The sequence below is a fragment of the Bradyrhizobium sp. LVM 105 genome (genome assembly GCF_003957705.1).
Taxonomy (GTDB): domain Bacteria; phylum Pseudomonadota; class Alphaproteobacteria; order Rhizobiales; family Xanthobacteraceae; genus Bradyrhizobium; species Bradyrhizobium frederickii.
Genome location: NZ_QZMV01000008.1, coordinates 267,563 through 292,381, shown reverse-complemented (window position 1 = coordinate 292,381; position 24,819 = coordinate 267,563). Strand labels below are relative to the sequence as shown.

The following is a 24,819-nucleotide window of genomic DNA, read 5'->3' as shown; positions in this document are numbered from 1 at the left end:
TCGCGCGGCCACCAGGCCAAGCATCACGCCGTCTCGTGATCGGCGACAGCCGAATCCAACGATGCGGGCTCAATGGACCCGGGAACGAAGCCGAGCAAATAGTCCACGGCCTTGCTCGCCTGTGAGGCGGCACGCACGATGGCCCGACTGTCTTCACGTAGGACTTCAAGCCAGGAACCGATATAGTCGGCATGGCGCACGGTCGGGACGATCCCGAGCGATGCGCAGCTGAAAGCGGAGCTCAACTCGGCGACCAGTTCTTCAAAGGCATATTTCTTCGTACCGTAGGATCCGCTCTGGTCGCGATTGAGGCGCGAGGGATGCCCGGTCGCATGGCCGAGTTCATGCAAGGCCGTACGGTGCCAGTTGATGGGTTCGAAATAGGCCTGCGGTGGCGGGACCTGAACATAGTCTTCGGCTGTTGCGTAGAATGCGCGATCTCCACCAATGCGAAATGGAATTCCGCTGGCCTTGATGAGGGCGTCAACCGTGGGTTCAATCAGGCCAGCCGGCGGTGGCGGAGCAGCGGTTGCGATGCCGTCTGGCAGTTCCTCGCACTGATCGACGTTGAAAACGGTAAATCGTTTGAGGAATGGAATCGTCTGCGCGTCTTCACCGGTCTCGGCGGCGCGGCGCTTTTCGTCATTCGGCACGAAACGATCTGCGTAAACAACAGTAGTACCGCGCTCTCCCTTGCGAACGTGGCCGCCAAGCGAGAGCGCCTGACGAAAGGTGAGCCAACTTTGACCTGTAAATCCGCGTTCGATCACGGCTCCCCAGAGGATGAGGATGTTCACCCCACTGTATTGCCGGTTGGTCGACGCGTTTTTCGGCATGGCCAGCGGCGCTTTCGCCGCGGCAGTACCCCAGGGCTGAACCCAGGGGACACGTCCGGCCTCAAGCTCGGCAATGATCTTATCGGTGATTTCGCTATAGAGGTTCGCCCGGTCGTGGCCGGCGCGCGCGCAAGCATTAAGGTTTGACATCGCGGGTCTCCGCGACGGGCACCGCGAGCCTCTCTCGCAGCTTTTAACCCGCCACGAAAAAACCCAGCCTGCACTCTTACTTTCAGCCTCTAGCGCCATCTACCTGGGACCCAGGCCCGATCAGGCGTGTGCACAAGGGCGCATCGCCTCAAGGGAAAATGGCACCCGGAGAGCGTGAGCATAGCGACCCGAAGGGGCACGCGGGTCCGAGTGCAGCGACGACACCGGTTCAATAGCGGCACCCGGGAACGGGGCAGTGATAGCGATCGCCGCAGGCGAGCCCCTTTCCCGAGTGCCCCCGGCGAGGAGCACCAAAGCTCTGGCGCGAGGGATCGAAGCCGCAAGGCCGAGACGCTGCGCGGCTCGGTTCACGAGAGCGCGGTGCGGCCCTGGCCGCACGCGCCAAAACCTGAGCGAACATGATGCGGGCAATGATACGAGAACCGCCTGGCATTTTCACAGGGGTCTCACAATTGTGGAAGAGAGGTCTGTGGGCGGAGCGAAAGCGAAGACCACTCGCGGACGCGGCGAAAGAGGCACCCGCAGGAGGGTCAGCATAGCGCCGACGCGTAGCGGCGGGACCCGGGACCGAGTGCCGTCGCGAGACCGGTTAAGAAGGCACCCGACCCGAAGGGCAGTGATAGCGACGCCGGCATGCAATGACGGCGGGCCCGAGGGCGAGTGCCTCCGGCGAGCGACTCAATGCGGCTTCACGTCTGCTTGGTATCAATTTTGCTTTTGTGATAACGTCTCACTCGTGCGCATGTCTATGCACGTCGTGGGCATGTTCACTGAGAGCCAATTCTTACAGAGGACGACATGGCCAAGAAAGCGAAGAAGGCAAAGAAGACGACGAAATCAGCTACCAAGAAGGTGGCGAAGAAGACTTCAAAGAAAAAGAAGTAGTCGTATCGGCTACTGATCTATTGCCGCCTCCGGGTCGCAACCCGGATGAAAAGCGAGACCTTCCCAAAGGATATGAAGCGTCCTTTGCAGCCGTTTGGTATCGCGGCACGCTAAGATAAAGCCGGACCTTTGTGCAGGTGGCTGCTGCATAAAGGTCCGGTTTTTCGTTTCTGTCCCGCGAGGGAATTATCTTCTCGTGCGCAAGGGATCGAAGCCGCAAGGCCGAGACGCTGCGCGACTCGGTTCACGAGAGCCCGGTGCGGCGACAGCCGCACGCGCAAAACGGACCAAGAAGCAACCACCTGTGCTCGGACGTCTGAAGCATCGGAAAACGGTTCTTCTGTTCGTTTTTGTCCACCCTAGCATCTGGCCGGGCGGAAAATTCGGCCTTTGAAGGACCACGAGATCCCACGATCCGGAATCCCAGTCGTGTGTTAGCGATGGGGAACGTCTGCGGGACTAAACGATTCGTCTCAGCATGGGAGAACCTTCAATGCTGATGACCAAGCAGAGACGGCCAGCGTTCCGCACCCTGCGCGGTTGGGCGATCAACGTGCTGAACGAAGCCGGCGCCATCCGCGAGTGCGAGGAGCACGGTTGGATGCAAGACCGTGCCGATCCGCATGCACGAGAGCGGGCCTTCGACATCGCCCGTCGAGATCCGCCAGCAGACGTATCCCGTCAGGCAGTGGAGGCCGCGATTCGCGACGCGCTGGACTCGATTGGTGATACCTGCCCAGAATGCCCTCCTGACGAGGAGGACCGGCTCTAGGCCCCGACGCCGACCCTACTCCGCCTCAGCGGCGCAGCCGTTTCTCCACGCGCTTGCGCGCGTTGCCGACCTTTTTGACGGCCTTCTTCACCGCTGGCGCCGACCTTCCGGTTTTCTTTGCCTCGTACTGCACTTCGTAGTCCTGCCCGCCTGCCACCCGCGCCCGGTCCTGCCTTCGTCCGCGCGCCGTTTTGCTCTTTTTTGCTCCCGCCATGGGTGCCTCCTGTTGTGACATCGAAGCAACGCGACAGGGATTCGCAGGTTCCGGAACGATTCGAACTGTGCCAATTTGAATCGTCTGTAGCGTGGAGTTCTTCAGTGGCGTTTCAGCGTAAAAAGCAGGCGGTTATCGGCGTCAACGCGCCTTTCCCCGGCTTCATCGAACCGGCCCTGGCCACCTCGAGCGATAAGGTGCCGTCCCTGCATTACGCCACACGCACTGAAGGATTGGCCCTTGAATGAGCCGGACGTCGACCCTGCCCAAGCGCTTACAGCCAATGCTCGCTACGCTCACCGACGCGCCGTTCGACGACCCCGACTGGGTTTTCGAGGATAAGTACGATGGCTTCCGGATGATCGCGGAAGTCCGGCGGGGCAAGGTTTCGCTCTACAGCCGCAACGGCAAGATCATCAGCCGCAGCTATATCGAGGTCGCCAAAGCGCTGGAGGGCGTGAAGGGCGACGCCGTGATCGATGGCGAACTCGTTGCGATCGGAAAGGACGGCGTCTCGCATTTCCAGCTACTTCAGAACGCATTGCGGCATGAAGCGAAGCTCCTGTATTGCGCGTTCGATCTCATGTTTCAGAACACAGTTGACTTGCGCAAACAGCCTCTTCTCGAGCGCAAGGAACGGCTGAAAGCGATCTTGCCGCGTCACCGGCTGATTACCTTCAGCCGTCACCGCAAAGCGAGCGGCACAAAATTCTTCGCCGAGGCCGAGCGGAAGGGTTTGGAAGGCGTCATGGCGAAGCGCGCCGACAGCGCGTATGCGTCCGGAAGCCGGACGGCGGATTGGCTGAAGATCAAGACAGCAAAGCGGCAGGAAGTGGTGATCGCGGGCTTCACGGCGCCGAGGCGTACAAGACCATACTTCGGCGCCCTGGTCCTCGCCGTACGGGAAGACGACACATGGCGCTATATCGGACATGTTGGCACTGGCTTCAGCCACAAGGTCCTGGAAGACCTCCACACCAAACTCATGAAGCTGACGACCCCGAAATCGCCCTTCCCTGCCAAAGTGAAGGACGAGGCTGCCACGACCTGGGTCAAGCCCTCGTTGGTTGCCGAGGTCAAATTTGCGGAGTGGACGAGTAAGGGCGAACTGCGCCAGCCCGTCTACCTCGGGCTCAGGTCCGACAAGCGGGCGAAGGACGTCGTGCGAGAGCGAGAACGTCCGCGCAAGTAGTGCTTCCCTTCGGCGAAAGCCGGCAAAAAGGTTTGACGCACCCTCCGCCGACACTCACTCGCCTCCAAGGTCGTGGATTTCCGGTCGCATGCCGTCAGGCGTGAGTTCGAGCGTCGCAAAACGTGATCGGCAGCTGGAAACGGCGAGGTCCCGCGCTGCCGGGATTCAGGTAGAGAATGCCACCGACCGTGTCGATCTTCGGCACGTGGGAATGCCCGGAGACGATGACGTCGATGCCGGCGCCGGGATCGACCTTCAGCGTCTTCAGGTCGTGCAGAACGTAGATCGACTTGTCCGCCAGACGTACGAGTTTCGTGTCGGGGTAGTCGCGAGCCCACTCGCCACTGTCCACGTTTCCACGAATGGCGGTGACAGGGGCGATCCGGCGAAGTGCGTCAACGATCTCGGGGCGCCCGATGTCGCCGGCATGGATGATATGATCGACGTCCGCCAGGCCTCGTTCCGCCTCGGGCCTCAACAGGCCGTGCGTGTCCGAAATGATTCCAATCCTGAAGATCATTTCCCGGCGCTCTCAACGGCGATCGCCAAAAGACGATCGAGAAGCTCTACCTGCCCGGACAGCATCTTCTTCCGCGCAAACTCGATATCGAACCATTCCGCGCGGTCGACTTCGGGAAAGCTCTGCCGTCGACCGCTTCGTGGCGGCCATTCGATATCGAAGGTATTGCTGGTTAGCGCAGCTGGGTCAAAATGGCCCTCGCCGGCGAATGCGATGACGCGCTTCCCACCGTGCTGTCGGATCTCCCCCAGCGGCTGGAGCGGACCAATCGAAGCACTCGGACCGAGTTCTTCGGCAAACTCGCGCCGCGCGACCTGCTCCGGAGCATCCGCGGCGTCGATTTCGCCCTTAGGAATGGACCAGGCGCCATCATCCTTATTGCGCCAGAACGGACCGCCGGGATGAACGAGCAGTACCTCGAGCCCCCGCGCTCCCTTGCGGTATGCGAGAATGCCCGCGCTCAAGGTCGATCTCCTGGAAGTCTTGTTCACCGCAGCCATATCGCCCCTACTTTGCAGAGCAGTCGAATGCCGGCGAGCCGTCCTGCCATACTGGACCGCGCTCGCTGCTTAGCCTCGTCCACGGCCCTATGCAGCGCGGCTTCGGCCTCGCGGTCGGCCGCCTTGCTGGCGCGCGCACCGACCCGCCGGGCCGCCACTAGACGGCCGACAATACGATCTCGGGTGACCTCGTTGAGATGGGATTAGCCATTCGCCAAAGCCTGCCGCGGACAACGAAGTAGTGGCCGTCCATCGTCACCGGATACTTCACGACGCCTAAGCCGACTTCCGCTGCGGCTTGGCCGCCGGCTTCTTCGCCGCGGTCTCCTTCGCAGGCTTCTTGCCGGTGATCGGCATCAGCATTTCCTTCTGCCCGGCCGCCGCCTTGCGCGGCTTTTTTCCTGATTTCTTGGGTGCCGCTGGAGCTGCCGCGCCCTCTCTTCCGATGCTCTTGCGCAGCGCGTCCATCAGGTCCACGACGTTCTCACCTCGAGGACGCGCTTTCGCGGCGATGGGCTTGCCCGCGCGCTTCTGATTGATGAGATCGATAAGGGCGGTTTCGTACTGGTCTTCGAACTTGTCCGGCTCGAAATGACCCGCCTTCTGATTGACGATGTGCTTGGCGAGATCAAGCATGTCCTTGGTGACTTTTACATCCTGGATATCGTCGAAATACTCATCCGCAGAACGGACTTCGTAGGGATAGCGCAGCAATGTCCCCATCAGCCCCTTGTCCAGCGGCTCCAGCGCGATGATGTGCTCGCGATTGGTCAGCACCACGCGACCGATCGCGACCTTGTTCATTTCGCGGATGGTTTCGCGGATAACGGCGAAGGCGTCGTGCCCGACTTTGCCATCTGGAGTCAGGTAGTAAGGGCGGATCAGGTAGCGTGGATCAATCTCGCTGCGGTCGACGAACTCGTCGATCTCGATCGTTCGCGTCGATTCCAGCGCGACGTTCTCGAGCTCCTCCTTCGTCACCTCAATGAATGTGTCGGTGTCGACCTTGTAGCCCTTGACGATGTCTTCGTTGTCGACCTCCTCACCGGTATGAGCGTCCACCTTGGCGTACTTGATGCGGCGGCCGGTCTTTCGGTTGAGCTGGTTGAACGAGACTTTTTCGGATTCCGACGTGGCCGGATAGAGCGCTACCGGACAGGTGACGAGGGAAAGACGCAGGAAGCCTTTCCAGTTAGCGCGGGGGGCCATGCGGGGGAACTCCATACTGGTGCCGGATTCAAGACGAACGGGCCGGCTTGGTTCCGACACCGCCAGCCGTCTGGCAGGAGGATTTTTCTCACCGCCGGTCTACCTGGACTCGACATTTGTTCTTGTTATGTTCTAATTGCGTATGACCGACCGACCCGCGAGCTGGCGCATGCCGACCCCAAAGCAGATGGAAAAATTGGCCACTGAAGCCGACCGTAGACGAGCGCCGTCCGCTGCGGGTCCGGATGCCCCCCTCCCGGCCGAATATTGGGAATCGGTCCTGAAAGATCCTCGCGCCGGCGCGACCGTGGCCCAGGCCCGGCAGCGACGCCTTTCGGAAATTAGGGCCCACGTCCTGCGCGTCTCCTGCCGCCGCTGCGACCGGACCGTGGAAATCCAGACCGCCGATGCCGTCCGCTTGTATGGCGCCAACGCAGTCTGGAAGGACGTGGCGCAGCGCTTGCTCGACAACACCTGCCAACAGCGCACCGGCAGGCATGAAGAAGACGGGTGTTGGCCAGCGTTCGAGTCGCCGTAGTCGCTCTGAATTTGCCGATCCGATCTCTTTGCGCCCGGAAATCCGGATGGCCCCGAAGTATCACCCTACGCCCCTGTCGGGTGGCGATCGCAAAGCTCTGGCAAAGGAGCTCGGCAAGGCACGCGCGATGGCCAACATGCTTGCTGCCCAATCGGCGCAGATGCGGGCTAAGGGCGAGGCCATGATTCAGCAAGCAGACAGGTTGCTTTGCGAAAGCTGGAACGAGCGCATGTGGAGCGACGGCGAACCGATCGATCCGTCGCCCACCATTGACCAGGCCGTGAACGGAGGCTTCCCTTGGCTCGAGATCAGGTGCACGCGCTGCAAGACGCCGAGCGACGTCGACCTCGCGGCGATGAAGCACCCGCCAACCACCTTCGTGCACGATCTCGCCAGCCGGCTGCGTTGCCGCAAATGCGCCAAGGCGGGCCGGCGTCCATCGGCGACTCTGCTACAGTTGGCTTGGCAGCCTCGCCACCCTCGAACCGAAACCTGATTGATGTGTAATCTCTATTCGATCACGACAAACCAAGCTGCTATTAGTGCGCTGTTTCGCGTCGTAAACCGATACGACGGCAATCTGGCGTCGATGCCCGGCGTGTTTCCAGACTACAAGGCACCGATCGTGCGCAACGGGGCCGAAGGCCGCGAGCTCGCCACGGCGCGATGGGGGATGCCGTCGTCATCAAAGGCGTTAATGGATGCCACCAAGAAACGAGCGCAAAAGCTGCAGGCCAAGGGCAAGACCGTCGACTTCAAGGAACTGCTGCGGATGGAGCCGGACGGCGGCACGACCAACATCCGCAACGTGGAAAGTAAGCACTGGGCCCGCTGGCTCGGCGTCGAAAATCGCTGCGTGGTGCCATTCAACTCGTTCAGCGAATTCAACAAGGCCGAAGGTGGCGACATCTGGTTCGCCCTCGACGAGTCCCGGCCCCTCGCCTGTTTCGCCGGGATCTGGACCAACTGGACCTCCGTTCGGAAGGTCAGGGAAGGCGAGACAACCAACGACCTCTACGCGTTCCTCACGACGGAGCCGAACGCCGAGGTCGGCGCCATCCACTCCAAGGCGATGCCCGTGATCCTGACAACGCCGGACGACGTCGAGACCTGGATGACCGCGGGTAGCGATGAGGCACTAAAGCTGCAACGCCCGCTTCCGGATGGGTCGCTTCGGATCGTCGCCCGAGGTGTCAAGGAAGACCCGGCGGAACCGGCGACGTGACGGAGGAAGACGACATGGATGCAGGGTGCACTTCACCCCTGCACCCATGCGCATCGAGGAGACCGGGGTAGCAAGTGCCAGGGGGAACCGAGCGGAGGAAGACCCGCCCGACAGGGCCGGCGCCCTACTCTGGGCGGGGCACCAGGGGGCACCCCCTGAGATCTTGACAGTGAGTATGTCGGATGGCGCCAACTGAAGCCGCCAGAAGGCAGCAATTTCCGAATGCTTCCGACGGCGGCCGAAGCGCCACTCCAAAGTTCCTGTTAACCCTTGCTTGAACAGACACGCTGACGGTGCCGTGCGTAGGGGTGTTACCCCCAGCGCAAGCGGCCGTTGCTCTTGTATCTTTCCGCAACCGCGAGTTAACCTAGGAGTCTTTTCAGAACCTATTTTCGGTCACATCAATTCAGGGCACGGTCCGCGCATGAGAACTTTTTTAAGAATCGCTGGATGGAGCACCGCTCTGGTCGCATTGGCACTTTCGCCACTCACAACAGCCAAGGCCGCCGACGATTGGACAATCAGCGGGATGGTGCTTAGCCCCAACGGCATCATCTCCGATGGCGCAATTTCCATCTCCAAGCAAATAATCACCGCCGTTGGCCCGATTGCCTCGGTCCCGTCGTCTTCCTCGGCGATCAAAGTCCCCGGCATCATCCTCCCGGGCTTCATCGATCTGCACGACCATCTGACATGGAATGCGTTGCCGCGGTGGATCCCGGCGAGGAAGTTCAACAACAGATACGAATGGCAGGATACGGCCGAATACGACAGGGCCTTGGTGGCCCCACACAACGTAGTGCTTGCTGATACAGCCTGCGAAACCGAGATCTATGCCGAAATCAAGGCGCTTGCGGGCGGCGCGACATCAGTCCTTGGTGGATTGCTGGCGGACGACAAGCATCCAGACAACGCAAAGTGCGTGGCCGGCCTTGTCCGTAATCTGGATACGGCTTCGAACATGCCATTCACCAAGCCGCCTTCCGATCCGAAAGACACGATCTGCCCGACCGATCTAGCGATCGACCGCACTTTACTTGATGTGGTGGAGAATGATGTCTTCCCGCTGGAATTGACGCATGGCCGGATGGACTTCCTTCTATGCGAGCTCAAGGCTGGGACTCTGCGCGGCATGGTCGTCCACCTTTCAGAAGGCGCACCGACTGATTCCGCGGCTCATCGCGAATACACCATGCTGAGCAAGGAAATCCTGCGGCAGAAGGACCTGAAGACCGGCATCGAGTCCGCCATCGAGCGAGAAGGTCTCATCCTCATACATGGCACAGCGCTGCGAGACCAAGATTTCAAAGGCATGAAGGAAAGTAAGGTTGGGCTAGTGTGGTCTCCACGCAGCAACGATGAACTATACGGCTCGACGGTTAACCTCGCAGCCGCCCATCTAGCGGGCATCGACATGGCAATCGCTCCGGATTGGAGTCCGTCTGGCAGCGCCGGGATGCTCCAAGAGATGGGCTACGCCGCGCGGCACTACGGCGTGAAGTCGGACGACCTTATCAAGATGGCCACGTCAACACCGGCGAAGATGGCGCGCATCTCAGACCATGTCGGAAGCCTTGCTCCGAACAAGTTCGCAGATTTTGTCGTCGTCAACGTTGCCGTCGATCCGACAAAGCCAACTGCTCTCGACCCTGTTGTTAAGGCCACTCCTGCCGACATTGCATTGGTCGTGGTTGGCGGCCAGCCAATCTACGGCGATCTTGCGCTGTTGACCCAGCTGCTACCAACTGGAACGGCGGTTGATCAAATGACCGTCTGTGGTGCAACGAAGGCCATCTATCTCGGCCAAAGCGAAGCAGGCGTGCGCGGCTGGAGCGTGGCAGACATCAAGAAGGCGCTAAATGCGGCTCTTGCGAAAGGAAGCTCTAGCCTGCCTGACATTGAGTGCGACTGATCATCGTCGTGGTTCTTCACTAGAAGTCATGGCAGCATCGGTTGGTTCTTTCAACGGTGCTTACAAGCAAGCGCTCAACTGATCTGTCGGAGGCAGGCTCATGCGAAATGCCGTGCGTGTATATTGCGCCACCGTTGTGATGTCGCTGCTTGCGACGCTGGCTGCCGCGCGCGGCGACCAACTCACGTTTTCCACCTGGAAGGCGACAACACCGTTCGAAGGTCCTAGGACCTCGCATGCCGCGACTCTCGTCAACAACAGGATCTACATCCTAGGGGGCCTGTACGCTTCGGCAAACAACTTCACACTATACAACGATGTTCAAACTGCGCTTCTCGGGAACGACGGTGCCATCGCCGAAGGCGCATGGGAGAAGACAACGCCCTTCGTGGAGCCGCGCTCGGGAATGGGCGTAGCTGTCCACAAGGAGTTCATCTACGTCGTCGGTGGCTTTTCGAATAAGGGGACGCGTGCCGACGCTCAGTACGCCCGCGTGATGCCAGACGGTATGCTGGGCTCATGGACTACGAGTCCCAACCAGCTCGCAATACCTCGTTCGAATCTCGCCTTGCAGATATTCTCCACGATGTCGGGCACGAGCTATCTCGCGGCAATCGCTGGCGTCGGCGAGATTGGCAAGGATACGGTTCATTTCGATACGATCGAGACCGCAGAGATCAATCCCGATGGCTCGCTCGGCCAATGGAAACTATGTCCATTTCACCTCAAGGGTGGTCGTTCAGCTCCAGGCGTAGCCGTGAACAAAGGCGTCCTTTATGTCGCTGGAGGATGGGGTGACCTGCTAATTGAAGACGTTTTTAGCGATGTCCAGTATGCTCCAATCAGGGATGACGGCTGTCCTGACGCTTGGCACACCAACGCTGCAAGACTGAACATGCCGCTGTACGGTCATACAATGACTGTCACGTTAGCAGCTGGGAGGCCGTCGCTCGTTGTACTCGGCGGTAATGCCGGACAGGGCAACTACTTTAACAACGTGCAATTTGCCCCCCTGGCGCCAGACAGTGAAACCGGGCGGTTTGTGTTCGACACACATCAATTCGCAGTGCCCCGGTGGGGTCAGGCCACAGTGCAATACAACAACTTTCTCTATGTTCTAGGTGGGTCACAACGCGGAAATGGCGATTATCTGAACGACGTCCAGTTCACCGTCATGGGCAACCAGTAAGACCTCGCTCCCACTGAACGTGTTGCGTGCATCGCGTGTCACCTTCCATGGTGGACTCGAGATTTGCTGCCTCGGGTCCATGCGGAAGCGCCGCCCCACCGCACTTGAGGAAAGGAACCGCCCGCGTCGCACGGGCGCCGGCCGGCGCTTTGCCCCGGCGCGCGCGGCAGTGCCCTCAGAATTCTCGTGGGAATGCTGGGGAATTCGGCCGAGGAGAAGACAAAGCGAAAGACTGGGAGAATCAAAAGAGGCCCCCGGAGAGCGTGAAGCATAGCGACCCGAACGGGCACGCGGGTCCGATAGCAGCGACGAGACCGGTTTAATAGCGCACCCGGGAACGGGGCAGTGATAGCGCTCGCCGCAGGCGGGCCCCTTTCCCGAGTGCCCCCGCGAGGAGCTCCTCAGTCCTTGCGCGAGGGATCGAAGCCGGATGGCCGAGACGCGAAGCGGCTCGGTTCACGAGAGCCCGCTGCGGCAGCGGCCGCACGCGCGCAAACGGAGCAACTCTGCCTAGATTAAACCAGCGGATCTAGATTTCCTCGCGCGCATGCGTGTGCGCGTCATAGATTCTGATCTGAAGCATGGGAAAACGCCTCTTGAGTTCTTCTCCACCTACTCTGGCGCCGTCCCTGGTTGCAAATTCGGCTTTGAGTCGGCCGTCCACTTCAAGCGCATAACCAGAAGCCGGCGGTTCACGGGTGGCTGCAACCATTTCATTCCCATTGTGCAGTGAGGTGGTTGAGAATGATGGTTAGCGTGAGTCGCCTGGACCACGCTAGAGCTACCTACGCAACAGTGGCGATCGGTCATCGCAGGTTGTGGATCGATGCTCGCAGCGGAGTCGCTCAAAGGATGGGCATTGGCGTCCGGCTATTTCCACCCAGCCGTTAGCTGCGAGATGTACACCGGCGAAGAGCTATCCACAGGCTCCGATGCATAGCCCGATCGCATCCGATAGAGTGCACTCTGGCGCGCACGGAGCGCGGTTTCATCTATTGACCATGAACATGACCAATCCCCTAACCTTGGCCGAAATGGCGGCCGCGCTCGAGCAATCGCCGGATTATCGCGTCTTGCGCCGGCTCATTCCACGATCAGAATTCGCTACGAGCAACGGTGAAGCGGTCAAGACTGCTCTCCTGCTGGATGTCGAAACAACCGGCCTGAATCCGGCCCACGATCAGATTATCGAGCTCGGAATGGTCAAGTTCGCCTACCTGCCGGACGGCCGGACCACCCGAGTTCTCGATACCTTCAGCTGCTTCAACCAGCCGTCGGTGCCCATCCCCGCGGAGGTTACGGCTCTCACAGGGATTACCGACGAGATGGTCGATGGCCACAGCCTTGATCCGGATCGCGTTGCCGCCTTTGCGGCAGATGCTGTTGTCGTCATTGCTCACAATGCCGCTTTCGACCGGAAGTTCATTGAGCGTTGCTGTCCATCGTTTGAACATCGAGCGTGGGCATGTTCAGTGAGTGAGATTGAATGGCGCAATCATGGGTTCGAAGGCTCACGATTGCCGTATCTGCTGATGAAGGCGGGCCTATTTCATGAGGCACATCGCGCCGTCGATGACTGCCTCGCGCTCCTCGAGATCCTGGCGCTGCAGCTCCCCCATCACAATCAGACTGTTCGTTCCACTCTGCTGGAACGCGCGCGGCGCAAAACCATTAGGATCTGGGCTGAACATTCGCCGTTCGAGCTGAAGGATGAACTCAAGCGACGCGGATATCGTTGGAGTGACGGTACCGATGGACGGCCAAAGTCCTGGTACATCGATGTCGATGACGGCGATCAAAACGCGGAAATCGAGTTCTTGCAAAAGACGATCTATCTCCGGGAGCTTGAACCGCGTATTCAGAGCCTGACTGCGTTCAATCGCTTTTCTGTCAGGGGTTAGTTGGGGCGCGGTGCTGCTCGATGCCGAAAATCTCGGCGGGATCGGCGGCAGGTATTGAGGGGATTGTAGGCACAACGCCGGATTAAACGCCGGCGTTGTGCCTATTCATCCAGAGGCGACGCTTGTTGTTCGGTCAGAGGCGCCCACCATCGTCGGGACCTCGATTTCGATTGATGTCCGAACTCTCCAATCTTCCTGTATGTGTTGGGGCGACATTCCAAGCGCGAAGAGATGCGATCGCCAGATCGGCTTTCTTTAGCAATTGGCGCAGCGGTGGGCACTCGGGATAGTATCGGACGAGCGTAGCCTTAACCTCGTCAAGATTCAAAATGTGCCGATCCCAGCTTGTGGGTACCGCAGCGAGTGCGTCCCCTTCGGGAAGCTCATGATAGTAGAGATCGAAAAACACGTCATCCGAAAGCTCGTCGCGCCTATACTCACACTGGACCCAGTTATCGAGCTCGCAGCGGATTGCGTCGACGCGTCGGTGAACGCCCGCGCGAGTTCTCGTCCCGATCAGGATCGACTTCAGCAGTCGCCCGACCAGTTTGTGCCCCTCAATTGGCATGCGCGTCTTCGGTCGGCGCTGCGCTCCCGAAAGAAACATGCTATATGGGACAGAGTTGTTGGAGCTGCGCCGCTCGCCAGCTCTCTTGACCTCGCGGGCCTCTGTCTCGATCTCCGCCACCTGACCCGGGCTGACGAAGGCCGGTGCGATCGGCCTCGACTCTCCATCCCAGGCCGACGCCACGATGGGAGCCGGTGCCTCCACCAACCGCGAGATCATCGGCTCAAGCAAATATCCCTTGGACATATCGGCCAAAAGAAAGAGCGATGTCCCGCCGTCAGGCCGATACATTCCCTTCCACGGCGAAACCGCGACCGCCCAACCGTGTCGGTCAGCCCATTCCTTCTGCTCGCGAGTGACGCTATGGGAATAAGGCTCATTGGTGCGGATGAAGGTCTTCGCTGCGGGATCGAACCACGCTGCATCGTGATCGGAGCCCGGCATCCGATGCTGGACTTGTCCTCTGGGGAAAGATCGTTTCGCCTTTGACGGGACCAATCGGGCTGCCTCAATAAACTGAATAGTCCTGGCAGCCTCGCACGCAGCCTCCCGCGCCGCCTCCTGCGACGACGCGGTGTATGTGTCTGCGAGATGATCAGGACCTTCTCGGCGCATCGTACCCAGCCCCCGCGATGCTTTGTATTGTGCCGGCTTAACAAGCGCGTCCAGAGGTCTGCCGAGCGGCATTTTCAGGATCTCGCAGCCCGTAACCTTGGTCGTACGATCCCGCCAAAGAACGGAGATGTACAGTTCGGCCGACGGCCCGGGGGCTGCGAGGCCGTCTCCAAGCTTGCGCAGTGCGTGCTTGTAATTTTCGAAGCCGGCCGCCTTTGATGCCTTGTCCAAGGCGACAGCATGCTGAATGCCGTCGGACTTCTTGAATCGCTTGGCGAGCTGCTTGATGCCCTCAATTGAGGACGGACGAATGTGATCGTTCGACACGTCAGGTCTCCCGGCCCTTAGCGAAGCGTCGCCCGTCAACCACCTCTCGGGCCCGACATGACATGGCGGGAACGATTGATCTGGACAGCGCCTCAACGGCTTCGCTACGACGGGCGGCAGGCTCCTGCCGGGAGCCGAGTCGGAGAATACCACGACCGAGACTTTCGCGAAAGGATGCACCCCAGGACGGGATGACCTCAGGTTGCGCTACTGTATTACCTCTCCTGGAGGGATCCGAGATCGTGGCAATCTCAAACTGAAGGACAGGTTGTGCGGTAAGGCCTGGGGGAATGAATGCGCATCGTCTACTTGGAAGTAGAAAATTTCCGCGGCATCAAAAGGCTGAAATGGGCACCATCCCCTGGCATGAATTGTCTCATTGGCCCCGGGGATTCGACCAAGACCACTGTGCTGGACGCGATCGAGCTGTGCCTCAATCCCAGGTCCTACATTTTTGCCGACGACTGCGATTTCTTCGATCTCGACATTAAGGCGCCGATCCGGATCACCGTAACGCTTTCTGACCTGCCACCGCAGCTCAAGGCCGAAGATCGATATGGGCTCCACCTCCGCGGCTGGGATGTCTCGGCCAAAAAAATCATCGATGAGCCGGGACCAGGCTTGGAGGAAGTGCTCTCGATCAACGTCGTCATCGATCAGACCCTAGAGGCTCGGTGGTCGATATATAATGACAGGATCGACGCGCTCGACAGCGATCCGCCGACGATCCGGTTCAAGGACGCCAAGCAGCTTGCGACGAACCGCCTCGGCCCCTACGCGGAGAGACATCTGGGTTGGGGGCGAACCTCCGTGCTGACTCGCATCGGCGAGGCGGGCGATGGCTTCAGCCTGCAACTCGCTGAAGCGGCCCGCGCCGCCCGTTCCTCGTTCAAAGCCGGCGACCGAAATGTCTTCAAGAGCGCCGTCGATCGAGCGGAGGAGCTGAGCAAGCTCTTCGCAGTGCCTGTGCGGGGCAAGTTTACGGCGGAGCTCGACGTACAGGGTGTCAGCATCACTTCAGGCGGCATCTCACTTCATGATGGCGATCTGCCATTGCGCAGGCTCGGCACAGGCTCCGCACGTCTTCTTGTGTCGGCTCTCCAGCACGACGCCGGTCCCCCGCATGTTGCGATCATCGATGAGATCGAGCACGGCCTCGAGCCGCATCGTATCGCTCGCCTACTAAGATATCTCAAGGCGCCCAAAGCCGCCGCCGACGCGGCTCAGCCGCAGATATTTGCAACCACACATTCCCCGGTCGTGATCCGCGAGCTTACTGCGGCCGATATCTTTTCAGTCCGGTCAGATGTCGGCATCATCACCGTCAAGTCCATCTCTGCTCTTGCAAGGGACTCCGACACTGCACAACGCCATCTCAGAGGAAACCCCGAGGCCTTTCTCGCCCGGAAAATACTGGTTGGGGAAGGCCGCACCGAACAGGGGCTTGCCCGCGGCCTGGACGAATGGTGGCAGACGTCCGGCAATGACTCATTTGCCTTGCAAGCTACTGTCGCAATCGACGGCGGAGGTAAGGACAAAGCACCCCTTATCGCCGAACATTTACGTGACCTTGGCTATGAGGTCTGGCTTCTCCTGGATTCCGACGAAGAACCGAATCAGGCAGGCGCGCCAAGGGGAAAGGCGCAGTTGTTCACCAATGGCCTGACAAGTGCTCGACGGAAGAACGCCTGTTTCTCGACCTCCCCTGGGCTTGTATACGCTCGATGATCGCACTCGCCATTGAATTCAGCAGCGTCGAGAGCGTCAGGGCCGTGATTGACAACGCTCTGTCGACAGTCGGGCTCCCCACCGCCACGGCAGCTAAGCTCGGCAATGACCGCGATACCGTGCAAGTCCGACGTATCCTCGGCAAGGTCGCGAACGACAAGAAGTGGTTCAAAACAATCGAGCGCGGCGAACGGCTGGCCGCGCTCATCGGGCCTCATCTTTGTGCTGTTTCCGACAAGCCTCTCAGCATAGGTGTTGCCGCCATGAGGAAGTGGGTCGATGGCAAATGATGACGATATTGCCCGGCTCGCTGTAAGCATCCGCCGTGGCAGCATTGTCGCCGCAGCTGGGTGCGGTAAAACGGAGCAGATCGCGCTCGCCGTCGGAATCTCCGATCGGCGCAGGCTGATCCTCACGCACACACATGCGGGCGTCGACGCCCTGACCAAACGCCTGCGTAAGCACCAAGTTGCGACCGCAAAGTACCGCATCGACACCATTGCTGGGTGGTGCTTGCGATTTGCGGCATCGTTTCCACAACGTTCGGGACTCGCCGCGTTTGCGCCGGCAACAAGCGCCCACTGGGACGATGTCTACCGTGCCGGCGCGCGCCTGCTCGATAGCGGCGCTGTCGATGGCGTTCTACTCGCATCCTATGGAGGATGCTTCGTCGACGAATATCAAGATTGCACCAAACAGCAGCATCAAGTTGTTTCACGGCTCGCCAACCTTCTGCCGACTTGCGTGTTCGGCGATCCATTGCAAGCGATCTTCGATTTCGGAGATCAGCAACCGGTCGACTGGGATAGCGATGTATTTCCCCTGTTTGAGCGTTCGGCGGAGCTTCTGACGCCATGGCGCTGGAAGAACGCGGAAAATCTAGAATTGGCCGAGTGGCTGCAGGGCGTCCGTACCGCCCTTGAGAACGGCAACGATCTGGACCTGCGATCAAGACCACGATGTGTAACTTGGACGTCTCTGCCCGCGGCAGCTCAACGCCGTCAGAGAGCCATCGTCGGGGAATGCCTCGCTTCCATGCGCGACCCCGTGCAAGGCAGCCTGATCGTCATTGGCGACAGCACAAGCGAGAACCGGCGTTCCGCACTGGCACAAAAACTTGCCAAACAGGGTTTTGGCAACCTTGAAGCGATCAGTTGCAAGACCCTCTATGCCGCCGCCAAGACGATCGATCGGACGACCGGGTTGGCCCGAGCAAAAGCAATCGTCGACTTCGGGTCCAAATGCCTGACGGGCCTCGAAAGGGCGGAGCTGCTCAAAGCGCTCGGAGCCCGCCAGCAAGGTCGGCGCCTGGGACAGGCCAAGTTCGGTTCGCTATTTCCACTCAGCGACGCCGTGATCTCCAGCGGTTCGGAAGCGAGCATTCTCGCCCTTCTGCAAACGCTCCACGACAGACCCGGCGTTTATCTGTATCGTCGTGAGATGTTCCATGCGATGCGATCAGCCCTGCAATTGAAGGCGACGCGCCAACTTGCCACGCTGAGCATCGCGATTTGGGAAGTTCAAAATCGGATGCGGCATGCGGGGCGTCGCCCCGGTAACCGAAGCATCGGCAGCACGCTGCTGGTGAAGGGCCTGGAGTTCGAACGCGCGATCATCATCGCAGAAGACGCGATGACGAGGAAGGATTGGTACGTCGCACTGACCCGGGCGACAACGAGCATTCGGATCATATCCCCGGCGGAGCGATTCCTACCGTCACGGGATCAAATCGAACGTAGCCGCAGCGCTCTATAACCAGGTCGGAGACCGCAGGAGATCTATCGATGTATGCTTTGCACGTAGGTTGAGTCTCGTCTCCGTACATGCTGAGGAGTTTCGGCATACGACCTTAGCGAAGGCAGAGCCATCAGGACGGTTGCCCCTCCCTCTGGGTAGCGGCGATGGATTGGAATGCTTCGTGGATGTCACGAGATCGCCTCGGAAAAAAGGCCCTCATTTCTCCTTCTTCCAGCGGATATTTCTTCAGATTGAAGGTCCCGTGGAGCTCGCGCATTTCATAAAAACGAACGGGCCGTTGCCTACCATCCAGGGCGGTAACGATGGCGTACTTTACGGCTTCCTTGCAGCGCATTCCGAAAATCACCTCTTCGAGCTCCAGTAGGGAACGCTGCACCCCGCGCGGCCCAATCAAACGCCATTCCTGCTCGTATCGCCAGCTCGCCGCCTTTCGCAACAGAACGGCCTCGTCGACCTGACGACGGGCGTCCTTGTCGCCGTCGAGCATAGCTAGGACCTTGCTGGCATCGACGAGCCGCGTGCCGCCGTACTGAACCTTATGGAGATCATCGAGCGCATCAGAAGGCACCGAGTAGCCGATGCAGACGCCGTGATGCTGATCGCCATAGTGGCTCCACATTAACGGGCAGGTAGCGCGCTGACCCAAAGATACAATGCCCTTATCATATTGCAGTAACAGTTCCTTCTCCAGATAGCGGCCAAGCAGAAACTGAAGAGGGTCATCTATTTCATAGCTTGGGTCGGTCGCGTTGTGGATTATTTCCGAGATGACCTGATCGGCCTGTAGGCGGCTAAGTCGATCGATATGATCCAGGGTTTTCGGACCTTTGTACCTGATTGTCTGAGCCGCGGCTTTCATCTCCGCGCTGACGCGTCGCTCGATGAGTTGCCGTAACGCGCTCTCGATGTCTGTGGCAGGAAGATCGGCGTTGAGCGACGGCCGCGTGTCGAGCGGATCATTGAATGTGCTCGGATCGGCATAAAAGAGATTGTCCGCAATGATCATATCGAGTGTGAGATTATTGAACGCGCGGTATTTGAACAGCCGCCTCGGAACGCTTCGTTTTTCTGCCATTGCTTCCTCTTGAGCCGCGATTCGGGTTCGCGGGTTTTGGGGTACGAATCGGATGAGTAGCAACACGGTGGGCACTTCGGTGGGTTTCGGCGCAAGGCGGCGAACGGCCGGACCTCGTTCTTCGGCAGCCTAAGTCCCTGATCTTTTGGGATCTTTGCTCCCAACCTCCACGAACTGATAGAAAAAGGGGCACAGAACTTGACACAGGACAGAAAAAAGGGCGATCTACTTGGCGCGCGTCGGGGCAGAGGGAAGCCGTACCACCATGCAGACCAAGACTTTTCAGCAGCGGTTGGACGCCGCGTTCGCCTACGACACCTACGCAAACACGCTGCGGGCCCTGCGAGAAGGCATCGCCGCAGGCGACGATGTGATCAAGGGCACCCCGATGTTCTCGTCAGAAGTCGGGGACGACATGCGCGGTCTGATCCGCCGAGCCGGCATCCTGATGCGTTTCGAGGAGATGTGCAAAGCCGGCGATCTCCCATTCAAGTGCACGCTGATGCCGATGCCTCGCGGCACCTGGCACTGGCTCGACATTTACAGCGGCGACTGCCACGCGCACATCGTCCGCACCGAGGACCCGACCAAGTTTCCGGAAGACACGCCGAACCGCCAGGACGCGCGGGCGTCGAACATGCCGAACCTGTTCGAGACCGAGCAGGAACGGATCATCCGCCTGGCACCGCCGAAGCTCTACACGTGGTTGACCTATCGCGCAGCGCCAGACGGGCGGCTCTCGCACGCGCTCTGGCAGTCGCCGTCGGCGAATGCTGACGAGTGGCTCGCGCGTATCAACCTGATGACCGTCGTCGTGCAGAAGAAGTCGGAGGACGCGAAACGGCCGGCCGAGGTTGACCCGAAGTCCAAGATGAAGCTCAAGGACAACGTGGTCTCGATGATGGAGAAGAAGAAAAAGAACGACGACACCAAGCGTTGAAGGCGTGCCCATGTCTGCGAGGATCATCCCCGAGAGGATTCGGGAGGCGCGCGAGTCCGTCGGCATGACCGACGAGCAGTTCGCCGACGCGATCGGCGTGAGCCGCCAGTCCGTTGGCACCTATGAGACTGGCGCCTTCGCACCGCGCGGCGACGTGTTCAGCAAGATCATCGCCGTCACCCGCCAGCCACCGGGTTTCTTCATAGCGCCGCGCAAACATACTGCTGAGCGCTTCCTGACGCCGACATGGCGCAGCCTGAAGCGCATGCAGCGGCCCGACCGCCTGCGGATCGGCCGTCGGCTGGAGTGGGCGTTCTACATAGCGGAGTCCCTCGCGGAATACGTCGAGCTGCCGCCAGTGCACTTACCCGCTATCGAGTTCGACTACGAACGCGACGGCAACGAGCGGATTGAGGAGATCGCTGACCAACTGCGCGAGTTCTGGAGCGTCGGCTATGGTCCAATCACCGATCTGGCTCCGCTGCTCGAATACCACGGCGTTATCGTGATCGAGGAGCCGGTGCGCTGCGAGGACATGGATGCAGTCTCCCGCTGGCAGGGCGGCCGACCATACGTGCTCTACGCAGCCGACCAGGAGAGTAACTCGCGTAAGCTCTTCAACATGGCACACGAACTCGGCCACCTCGTCCTGCACAACGCCGTCGAAGTGAACAGTCGCAACCTGGACCGGCTTGAGAACCAGGCCAACCGGTTCGCCGGCGCCCTGCTCCTGCCACGCCGGACGTTCGCGCGGGAGATCGCGAACACAACCATCGACTACTTCATATCGCTCAAGGGCCGGTGGCGCGTGGCCGTGGCGGCGATGATCTACCGGTGCAAGGAACTCGGGATCTTGAACGCCGATCAGGTCAAATACATGTGGAAGCAAATGAACGCCCGTGGCATCCGCAAGCGAGAACCGCTCGACAATGCTTTCGCGCTGTCGAGGCCGACGGTGCTCGGCTCGGCCGCGCAGATGCTGATTGACAACAAGGTCAAGCTCCCCACCGAGATCGCCGAGGACGTGCTCCTCAACGCCAGTGATGTGGAGTCGCTCTGCTCGCTACCTAGCGGCAGCCTGCAGAACAAGGTGGTATCATTCCCTACATTGCGGCAGATCTAGTTCGTGCCGATCGCGAATCCGCCACCGGCGGACCTCAAGCAGTCCTCACCTTCAGTCCGGTGAAGCTCACGACCGCCGAAGCAATCGTCCTGCGTAGCCGGCTTGGAAGCCCATGCCTGGAGTCAATTCGGGAGGCCGAGCAGGAGGATTCTGAAGGAACGAAGGAGCAACTATCCATCGCACCTAGCCCGCTCTGTCTCTCAGTCGTACAGTCGGCGTGGCGCACCAATTCGGTGTCGGCATGGCCGCTACAGGAACGGCGCAGTTCGGCGCCGGGCAATGAAAATGTTGGCCATCGCTCGCTACAGTGCCTCAAGCAGTCGCCCGGGCTGCCTGCCAGTCGAGTGAATAGGTGTCCACCCAATGTAGCAACTCGTCTTCCGACGTGAAGATTTCTCGAAAGGATTGGCTAATCATTGGATTATTGCCTGTGGGTAAGGCTCTTCTCACGTCGGTCTGAATCGCAACGCATGTGAGCCCGAGAGCGTAGGCGAAGCCTACCTCAAAGGCGACCCCCTCATCGATTGTCGCGCCGTCCAGTACTGCTACCAAGGCATCCGACGATCGCAATGCGTCAATGTCTTGCGCGAATACTCTGCGCTCAGCGACAATCTGAGAGACGCCCGCTTCCAGCATATCGACAAGAAGTGTACCGTCGCGCTGTGGAAGAAACACCTTAACGTTCCGTTGCTCCAATTCTCGAGTGAGACGATCATTAAAGGCGCGTTCACGCGGATTGAAGAGCGGTGCAGCCAGGTAGACGCAGGGACTAGGCACAGACGGCCTCACAATGTTTTTGCAATTCGGCGCCAATATCGACAGGGGTGTATTCCGCGAGAAATATTATACGAGCAATTTCACGAGCGACTTCGTCGATGCTTCGACCGCGAGTGCACAGAACAGTCTTGGGAACGTCGCGGTACACCAAATCGATCTCGTTGATCAAGCTTGAGAGTTTGTCATCTTCCCAATATTTGTGCTTGAGACTGTTGCGATGCTTCAATTCATCCAAATCGCAATCCAGCATGATCACGTGCCCCTGCGCAATCGTCATCGCATTTTCGTGAGTCATCGTCGCGAGGAGGTTCGCCGCCTTCGCTTGCTTGTCTCCCGGGAAGGTCAGAGGATCAAGTGGACATCGATCCACAAGATGAATGCCTTCCTTACATTCATTTAGGGCATAGTTCTTTTTGCGGAATTGTTCGGCGATCCAACTGTCTATGCTCGAAGCATCATCCTCGGCACTCTGCGGGCGCGCCAGCTCGGGAAGTCGCTCGTCGATCCATTCATCATAGGTGATCAAGCTACGAAAATTGGAGGCTGCAGTACTTTTGCCTGCCCCGATAGAGCCTACCACGTAGTAGACGAGTTTCCGACTATTCGGCTGGAAACGGACGAATTGCGAGTCTGGCATCCGGATTAAATCTGCCAGATGGCGAATTCCATCAGCGTCTAGAAACAACGTATAGAGATTGTACGATGTAAAGTTGGAATCGAAGACCGCCTTCCGAGTTTCGTCGGAGAGGGAGGTATCGGTCCCGACAAAGTGAACAAAATAGTGAATGTGCCCAGGGCTCGCAACGGCATTCTGCCGAAGCATACTCTGCAGAGTCGTGTCATCAAGCGACAACCCGATCAACAGGCATGTATTGCGGGAAAGGTGATTTGAGAGGTGAACGTAGCGTCCATTCGCTGCGCTTATCAACTGATCCTGGAACCCGTCACTATCAAACACAAGATCTGCACTAGCGCCGTCGTCGAAGCGAGATGGCAGGAAGCCATTGGGATGATAGATCACGCCAGCTGGCTTCTGGAATTGAGCATTCGGTTTGTCGATGGTCTCGTAACCCCGAGTGGTCGACTCCTCTTCTTCATTTCGCGAAAACATCAACAACTTCTCGATCGTATCGTCGAAATTGTAGTTCACCGTGAGCGGCGAGGCTTTAACGACATCCAGGAATGATTTCAGATACGGATGGGCCTCAATCGACTTTTTTCGGTCGTCTGCAGCTTTAGGGACATCTCGATATAGCTCGCTATGAATGATCCGTAGCCAATCGCTTTTGATCCGCTGCTCCTGCAGTAGAGGCACCGATGTGTCAAGACCTGCACCACTCAGCTTTCGCGCGCGAAAATGGTCAAACATCATGTGCGTGAGTGCAGCGAGTGATCGTGGCGGTTTGATCTCACCTGCCCTGCTCAACACATCTTCCGCCTGAACGGCCTCGTGCCTTGCAATACGATTGACCAGATCTTCCCATCCGGGAAATCCTAACGCCTTGCTGGCGCCTGCTCCGAAGATTAGGCCTAGTCGCTTTCGATGTCGCTGTGCGCGCAGGTGCACGATCGCTCGCGCTGAGTTGCCCATCAAGTTCGAAGGATCTGACGGACCAGATTTACGCACCATGAAGCTTGTTATCCGTCTCGAAGAGGTTGAGCTGTTCGTGGTTCGCATGTGAGGGCCGGCAAGCCCAATCTACCGGGGCGAGCGATTCTTCCCGTGGAGCGTCCTTGCCGCCCATAATGTTTATGTAGATTTCAAGTACGTCCAAGAATCTGGGATCCGGACGAAAAAACAAATGATCTAGATTCCAAAGCCCGGAGGTGACGATCCGCCAGTCGACGCTCGCCCGTCCGAGCCAATTGCTATTGGGAGCCGGTCGTATTCCCAAAACGTTTGTGCGGGACAGTAGACCGATAATATTTCGCTCAAGATATGCTCGATCGCTCCGAGGCCCAGCCGCATCAGGAACACTTAGCCAAAGCAATCGCATGTCGCCGATGACGCTGGATACTTTTCGCTCCAACAAAGACTCACTAGCCCGCACATCTGCTGGTGCAGACTGACCGACGCCCCAAGATGCGGGCAATGCCTCGTCCCCTCTGCGGCCGAGAGCCCGTCCTACGTGCGAGCGGAATATCGATGATCGATGACTACCTCCGCCGTGGCCTGCGACCCCACGGTGCGTACTAATGCGGTCCCACAAGGTGGTGCGTGAGCCAGCACTCACTGCGTGAGTTCCGACCCGCGTGATCCAGTCTCGGCCAGCGGGTCCAACAGGCTCGACAACGAAATAGAGCCCTCGCTCGGGCCATGGCTGCCGTCCAGTCGCTTGGGAAAGAAGTCGTCCACCGACCTGAATGCGAGCTAACTGACGCATCAACTGTCCGAAGCGGATTAGCATCGTCTTCAGAAGGGCTTCGTCATTAATCTCTCGAAGGTACTGTAACCGTGCGCCAAGGGATCTACGCCCGAGCGGTTGTTGGAGTCTGTAGCCTGAGGCCAGCAAGGTAGACTTAAGGGGCTTGAAGTAGTCATCCCCGGTGAAGAAGATAAGGGTATCATTTGGGGAAGCGGCCGATGCGAGCTGAGCAGCGACCCGAGTTCCCCAAGCAGCGCGTTCAGCTGCGGGCATGAACTTAAGAGTCTGCTCATAGGGCGAGACGATGTCGCCTGGATTCAGCAACCCATGCTTCGCCGATAAGATCCGAACTTGCTTGCAGCGATCGAGAGCCGCGAGCAACGACTTTCGAAACAACGGGGAGACGTAGAGATCTGAGGCATGCGTCGCTACTTGGCGCTTGGTTTTCGTGCACGCAACGAGGGCGAGATCACCCATA

General features: G+C 59.2%; 23 protein-coding genes and 2 pseudogenes. 14 read left to right on the top strand and 11 right to left on the bottom strand.

Annotation, left to right across the window (positions count from 1 at the left end):
- Nucleotides 1-23: 23 nt before the first annotated feature.
- Complete coding sequence (locus D6B98_RS23440; RefSeq protein WP_126259262.1) at nucleotides 24-986, bottom strand: ArdC family protein; 963 nt, start codon at nucleotides 984-986, stop codon at nucleotides 24-26.
- A 1,399-nt stretch (nucleotides 987-2,385) separates the two neighbouring features.
- On the opposite strand from D6B98_RS23440, the gene D6B98_RS23435 reads away from it, so the two are divergent.
- Nucleotides 2,386-2,664 (top strand): hypothetical protein, encoded by a 279-nt coding sequence (locus D6B98_RS23435; RefSeq protein WP_126259261.1) that lies wholly within the window; start codon nucleotides 2,386-2,388, stop codon nucleotides 2,662-2,664.
- 25 nt (nucleotides 2,665-2,689) lie between these two features.
- Here D6B98_RS23435 and D6B98_RS23430 read toward each other — a convergent pair whose 3' ends face one another.
- Entirely contained in the window at nucleotides 2,690-2,878 is a 189-nt protein-coding gene (locus D6B98_RS23430; RefSeq protein WP_126259260.1) for a DUF3606 domain-containing protein, read from the bottom strand.
- Nucleotides 2,879-2,982: 104 nt separating this feature from the next.
- Between D6B98_RS23430 and D6B98_RS23425 the strand changes: the two are divergent.
- Nucleotides 2,983-3,084, top strand: a pseudogene (locus tag D6B98_RS23425) (non-homologous end-joining DNA ligase); the annotation flags it as partial.
- Nucleotides 3,085-3,122: 38 nt separating this feature from the next.
- Entirely contained in the window at nucleotides 3,123-4,070 is a 948-nt protein-coding gene (gene ligD, locus D6B98_RS23420; protein WP_126259259.1) for a non-homologous end-joining DNA ligase, read from the top strand.
- Nucleotides 4,071-4,124: 54 nt separating this feature from the next.
- Here the strand turns inward: ligD and D6B98_RS23415 are convergent.
- The 3 genes and pseudogenes from D6B98_RS23415 to ku form a co-directional block, all read right to left on the bottom strand.
- Nucleotides 4,125-4,590 (bottom strand): annotated as a pseudogene (locus D6B98_RS23415) (metallophosphoesterase family protein).
- Nucleotides 4,587-5,090, bottom strand: a complete 504-nt coding sequence (locus D6B98_RS23410) for an NUDIX hydrolase (RefSeq protein WP_126259258.1) — start codon at nucleotides 5,088-5,090, stop codon at nucleotides 4,587-4,589. Before D6B98_RS23410 ends, D6B98_RS23415 begins: the two are co-directional and overlap by 4 nt.
- Before the next feature lie 276 nt (nucleotides 5,091-5,366).
- A complete protein-coding gene (gene ku / locus D6B98_RS23400) occupies nucleotides 5,367-6,299 on the bottom strand; it encodes a non-homologous end joining protein Ku (RefSeq protein ID WP_126259310.1) in 933 nt (310 codons plus the stop codon).
- A gap of 142 nt (nucleotides 6,300-6,441) precedes the next feature.
- Between ku and D6B98_RS23395 the strand changes: the two genes are divergently transcribed.
- The 5 genes from D6B98_RS23395 to D6B98_RS23375 all read left to right on the top strand — a co-directional run bounded on the left by D6B98_RS23395 (nucleotide 6,442) and on the right by D6B98_RS23375 (nucleotide 11,163).
- Entirely contained in the window at nucleotides 6,442-6,837 is a 396-nt protein-coding gene (locus D6B98_RS23395; protein WP_205680519.1) for a hypothetical protein, read from the top strand.
- Nucleotides 6,838-6,883: 46 nt separating this feature from the next.
- On the top strand, nucleotides 6,884-7,333 hold the full coding sequence (locus D6B98_RS23390) for a hypothetical protein (RefSeq protein ID WP_126259256.1): 450 nt from the start codon (nucleotides 6,884-6,886) through the stop codon (nucleotides 7,331-7,333).
- Nucleotides 7,334-7,336: 3 nt separating this feature from the next.
- Complete coding sequence (locus tag D6B98_RS23385; protein ID WP_126259255.1) at nucleotides 7,337-8,062, top strand: SOS response-associated peptidase; 726 nt, start codon at nucleotides 7,337-7,339, stop codon at nucleotides 8,060-8,062.
- 424 nt (nucleotides 8,063-8,486) lie between these two features.
- A complete protein-coding gene (locus tag D6B98_RS23380; RefSeq protein WP_126259254.1) occupies nucleotides 8,487-9,974 on the top strand; it encodes an amidohydrolase family protein in 1,488 nt (495 codons plus the stop codon).
- A gap of 100 nt (nucleotides 9,975-10,074) precedes the next feature.
- Nucleotides 10,075-11,163: a Kelch repeat-containing protein gene (locus D6B98_RS23375; protein ID WP_126259253.1), complete on the top strand. Its 1,089-nt coding sequence runs from the start codon at nucleotides 10,075-10,077 to the stop codon at nucleotides 11,161-11,163.
- 529 nt (nucleotides 11,164-11,692) lie between these two features.
- Here the strand turns inward: D6B98_RS23375 and D6B98_RS23370 are convergent.
- Nucleotides 11,693-11,875, bottom strand: a complete 183-nt coding sequence (locus D6B98_RS23370) for a hypothetical protein (protein ID WP_126259252.1) — start codon at nucleotides 11,873-11,875, stop codon at nucleotides 11,693-11,695.
- 295 nt (nucleotides 11,876-12,170) lie between these two features.
- Between D6B98_RS23370 and D6B98_RS23365 the strand changes: the two genes are divergently transcribed.
- Nucleotides 12,171-13,064, top strand: coding sequence for a 3'-5' exonuclease (locus tag D6B98_RS23365; protein WP_164718803.1), 894 nt, complete (start codon nucleotides 12,171-12,173; stop codon nucleotides 13,062-13,064).
- A 133-nt stretch (nucleotides 13,065-13,197) separates the two neighbouring features.
- Here the strand turns inward: D6B98_RS23365 and D6B98_RS23360 are convergent, their stop codons facing one another.
- Nucleotides 13,198-14,574 carry a DUF5623 domain-containing protein gene (locus D6B98_RS23360; protein WP_235884852.1) on the bottom strand — a complete coding sequence of 459 codons (1,377 nt, stop codon included), beginning with the start codon at nucleotides 14,572-14,574 and terminating at the stop codon, nucleotides 13,198-13,200.
- Nucleotides 14,575-14,868: 294 nt separating this feature from the next.
- Between D6B98_RS23360 and D6B98_RS23355 the strand changes: the two genes are divergently transcribed.
- The 3 genes from D6B98_RS23355 to D6B98_RS23350 are packed head-to-tail and all read left to right on the top strand — an operon-like array spanning nucleotide 14,869 to nucleotide 18,057.
- Nucleotides 14,869-16,302: an ATP-dependent nuclease gene (locus D6B98_RS23355; protein WP_245481447.1), complete on the top strand. Its 1,434-nt coding sequence runs from the start codon at nucleotides 14,869-14,871 to the stop codon at nucleotides 16,300-16,302.
- A complete protein-coding gene (locus D6B98_RS40930) occupies nucleotides 16,299-16,592 on the top strand; it encodes a hypothetical protein (protein ID WP_245481446.1) in 294 nt (97 codons plus the stop codon). The genes D6B98_RS23355 and D6B98_RS40930 overlap by 4 nt, the downstream gene beginning before the upstream one ends.
- Nucleotides 16,582-18,057, top strand: a complete 1,476-nt coding sequence (locus D6B98_RS23350; protein WP_126259249.1) for a UvrD-helicase domain-containing protein — start codon at nucleotides 16,582-16,584, stop codon at nucleotides 18,055-18,057. Before D6B98_RS40930 ends, D6B98_RS23350 begins: the two co-directional genes overlap by 11 nt.
- A gap of 112 nt (nucleotides 18,058-18,169) precedes the next feature.
- Here D6B98_RS23350 and D6B98_RS23345 read toward each other — a convergent pair whose 3' ends face one another.
- The gene (locus tag D6B98_RS23345) at nucleotides 18,170-19,135 is read right to left on the bottom strand and encodes a DUF2971 domain-containing protein (protein WP_126259248.1); all 966 of its coding nucleotides are present in this window, start codon (nucleotides 19,133-19,135) and stop codon (nucleotides 18,170-18,172) included.
- 265 nt (nucleotides 19,136-19,400) lie between these two features.
- On the opposite strand from D6B98_RS23345, the gene D6B98_RS23340 reads away from it, so the two are divergent.
- Both D6B98_RS23340 and D6B98_RS23335 read left to right on the top strand, forming a co-directional pair.
- Nucleotides 19,401-20,075, top strand: coding sequence for a hypothetical protein (locus D6B98_RS23340; RefSeq protein ID WP_126259247.1), 675 nt, complete (start codon nucleotides 19,401-19,403; stop codon nucleotides 20,073-20,075).
- 10 nt (nucleotides 20,076-20,085) lie between these two features.
- Complete coding sequence (locus D6B98_RS23335) at nucleotides 20,086-21,198, top strand: XRE family transcriptional regulator (protein WP_126259246.1); 1,113 nt, start codon at nucleotides 20,086-20,088, stop codon at nucleotides 21,196-21,198.
- 312 nt (nucleotides 21,199-21,510) lie between these two features.
- Here D6B98_RS23335 and D6B98_RS23330 read toward each other — a convergent pair whose 3' ends face one another.
- From D6B98_RS23330 to D6B98_RS41990, 3 genes are read right to left on the bottom strand one after another with little or no spacing between them, the layout of a single operon-like run.
- Nucleotides 21,511-21,975, bottom strand: a complete 465-nt coding sequence (locus D6B98_RS23330) for a nucleoside 2-deoxyribosyltransferase (RefSeq protein ID WP_126259245.1) — start codon at nucleotides 21,973-21,975, stop codon at nucleotides 21,511-21,513.
- The gene (locus D6B98_RS23325) at nucleotides 21,968-23,605 is read right to left on the bottom strand and encodes an SIR2 family protein (RefSeq protein ID WP_164718802.1); all 1,638 of its coding nucleotides are present in this window, start codon (nucleotides 23,603-23,605) and stop codon (nucleotides 21,968-21,970) included. The genes D6B98_RS23330 and D6B98_RS23325 overlap by 8 nt, the downstream gene beginning before the upstream one ends.
- A complete protein-coding gene (locus D6B98_RS41990; RefSeq protein WP_430642547.1) occupies nucleotides 23,595-24,818 on the bottom strand; it encodes a GIY-YIG domain-containing protein in 1,224 nt (407 codons plus the stop codon). The genes D6B98_RS23325 and D6B98_RS41990 overlap by 11 nt, the downstream gene beginning before the upstream one ends.
- Between the last annotated feature and the right edge of the window lies 1 nt (nucleotide 24,819).

Bases quoted from the DNA above. Each gene is read 5' to 3' on its own strand.
- D6B98_RS23440 (WP_126259262.1), bottom strand. From the start codon at position 986: ATGTCAAACCTTAATGCTTGCGCGCGCGCCGGCCACGACCGGGCGAAC.
- D6B98_RS40930 (WP_245481446.1), top strand. From the start codon at position 16,299: ATGATCGCACTCGCCATTGAATTCAGCAGCGTCGAGAGCGTCAGGGCC.
- D6B98_RS23365 (WP_164718803.1), top strand. From the start codon at position 12,171: ATGACCAATCCCCTAACCTTGGCCGAAATGGCGGCCGCGCTCGAGCAA.
- D6B98_RS41990 (WP_430642547.1), bottom strand. From the start codon at position 24,818: ATGGGTGATCTCGCCCTCGTTGCGTGCACGAAAACCAAGCGCCAAGTA.
- D6B98_RS23435 (WP_126259261.1), top strand. From the start codon at position 2,386: ATGCTGATGACCAAGCAGAGACGGCCAGCGTTCCGCACCCTGCGCGGT.
- D6B98_RS23335 (WP_126259246.1), top strand. From the start codon at position 20,086: ATGTCTGCGAGGATCATCCCCGAGAGGATTCGGGAGGCGCGCGAGTCC.
- ku (WP_126259310.1), bottom strand. From the start codon at position 6,299: ATGGCCCCCCGCGCTAACTGGAAAGGCTTCCTGCGTCTTTCCCTCGTC.
- D6B98_RS23375 (WP_126259253.1), top strand. From the start codon at position 10,075: ATGCGAAATGCCGTGCGTGTATATTGCGCCACCGTTGTGATGTCGCTG.
- D6B98_RS23325 (WP_164718802.1), bottom strand. From the start codon at position 23,605: ATGGTGCGTAAATCTGGTCCGTCAGATCCTTCGAACTTGATGGGCAAC.
- D6B98_RS23340 (WP_126259247.1), top strand. From the start codon at position 19,401: ATGCAGACCAAGACTTTTCAGCAGCGGTTGGACGCCGCGTTCGCCTAC.
- D6B98_RS23385 (WP_126259255.1), top strand. From the start codon at position 7,337: ATGTGTAATCTCTATTCGATCACGACAAACCAAGCTGCTATTAGTGCG.
- ligD (WP_126259259.1), top strand. From the start codon at position 3,123: ATGAGCCGGACGTCGACCCTGCCCAAGCGCTTACAGCCAATGCTCGCT.
- D6B98_RS23395 (WP_205680519.1), top strand. From the start codon at position 6,442: ATGACCGACCGACCCGCGAGCTGGCGCATGCCGACCCCAAAGCAGATG.
- D6B98_RS23350 (WP_126259249.1), top strand. From the start codon at position 16,582: ATGGCAAATGATGACGATATTGCCCGGCTCGCTGTAAGCATCCGCCGT.
- D6B98_RS23355 (WP_245481447.1), top strand. From the start codon at position 14,869: ATGCGCATCGTCTACTTGGAAGTAGAAAATTTCCGCGGCATCAAAAGG.
- D6B98_RS23380 (WP_126259254.1), top strand. From the start codon at position 8,487: ATGAGAACTTTTTTAAGAATCGCTGGATGGAGCACCGCTCTGGTCGCA.
- D6B98_RS23410 (WP_126259258.1), bottom strand. From the start codon at position 5,090: ATGGCTGCGGTGAACAAGACTTCCAGGAGATCGACCTTGAGCGCGGGC.
- D6B98_RS23370 (WP_126259252.1), bottom strand. From the start codon at position 11,875: ATGGTTGCAGCCACCCGTGAACCGCCGGCTTCTGGTTATGCGCTTGAA.
- D6B98_RS23390 (WP_126259256.1), top strand. From the start codon at position 6,884: ATGGCCCCGAAGTATCACCCTACGCCCCTGTCGGGTGGCGATCGCAAA.
- D6B98_RS23430 (WP_126259260.1), bottom strand. From the start codon at position 2,878: ATGGCGGGAGCAAAAAAGAGCAAAACGGCGCGCGGACGAAGGCAGGAC.
- D6B98_RS23345 (WP_126259248.1), bottom strand. From the start codon at position 19,135: ATGGCAGAAAAACGAAGCGTTCCGAGGCGGCTGTTCAAATACCGCGCG.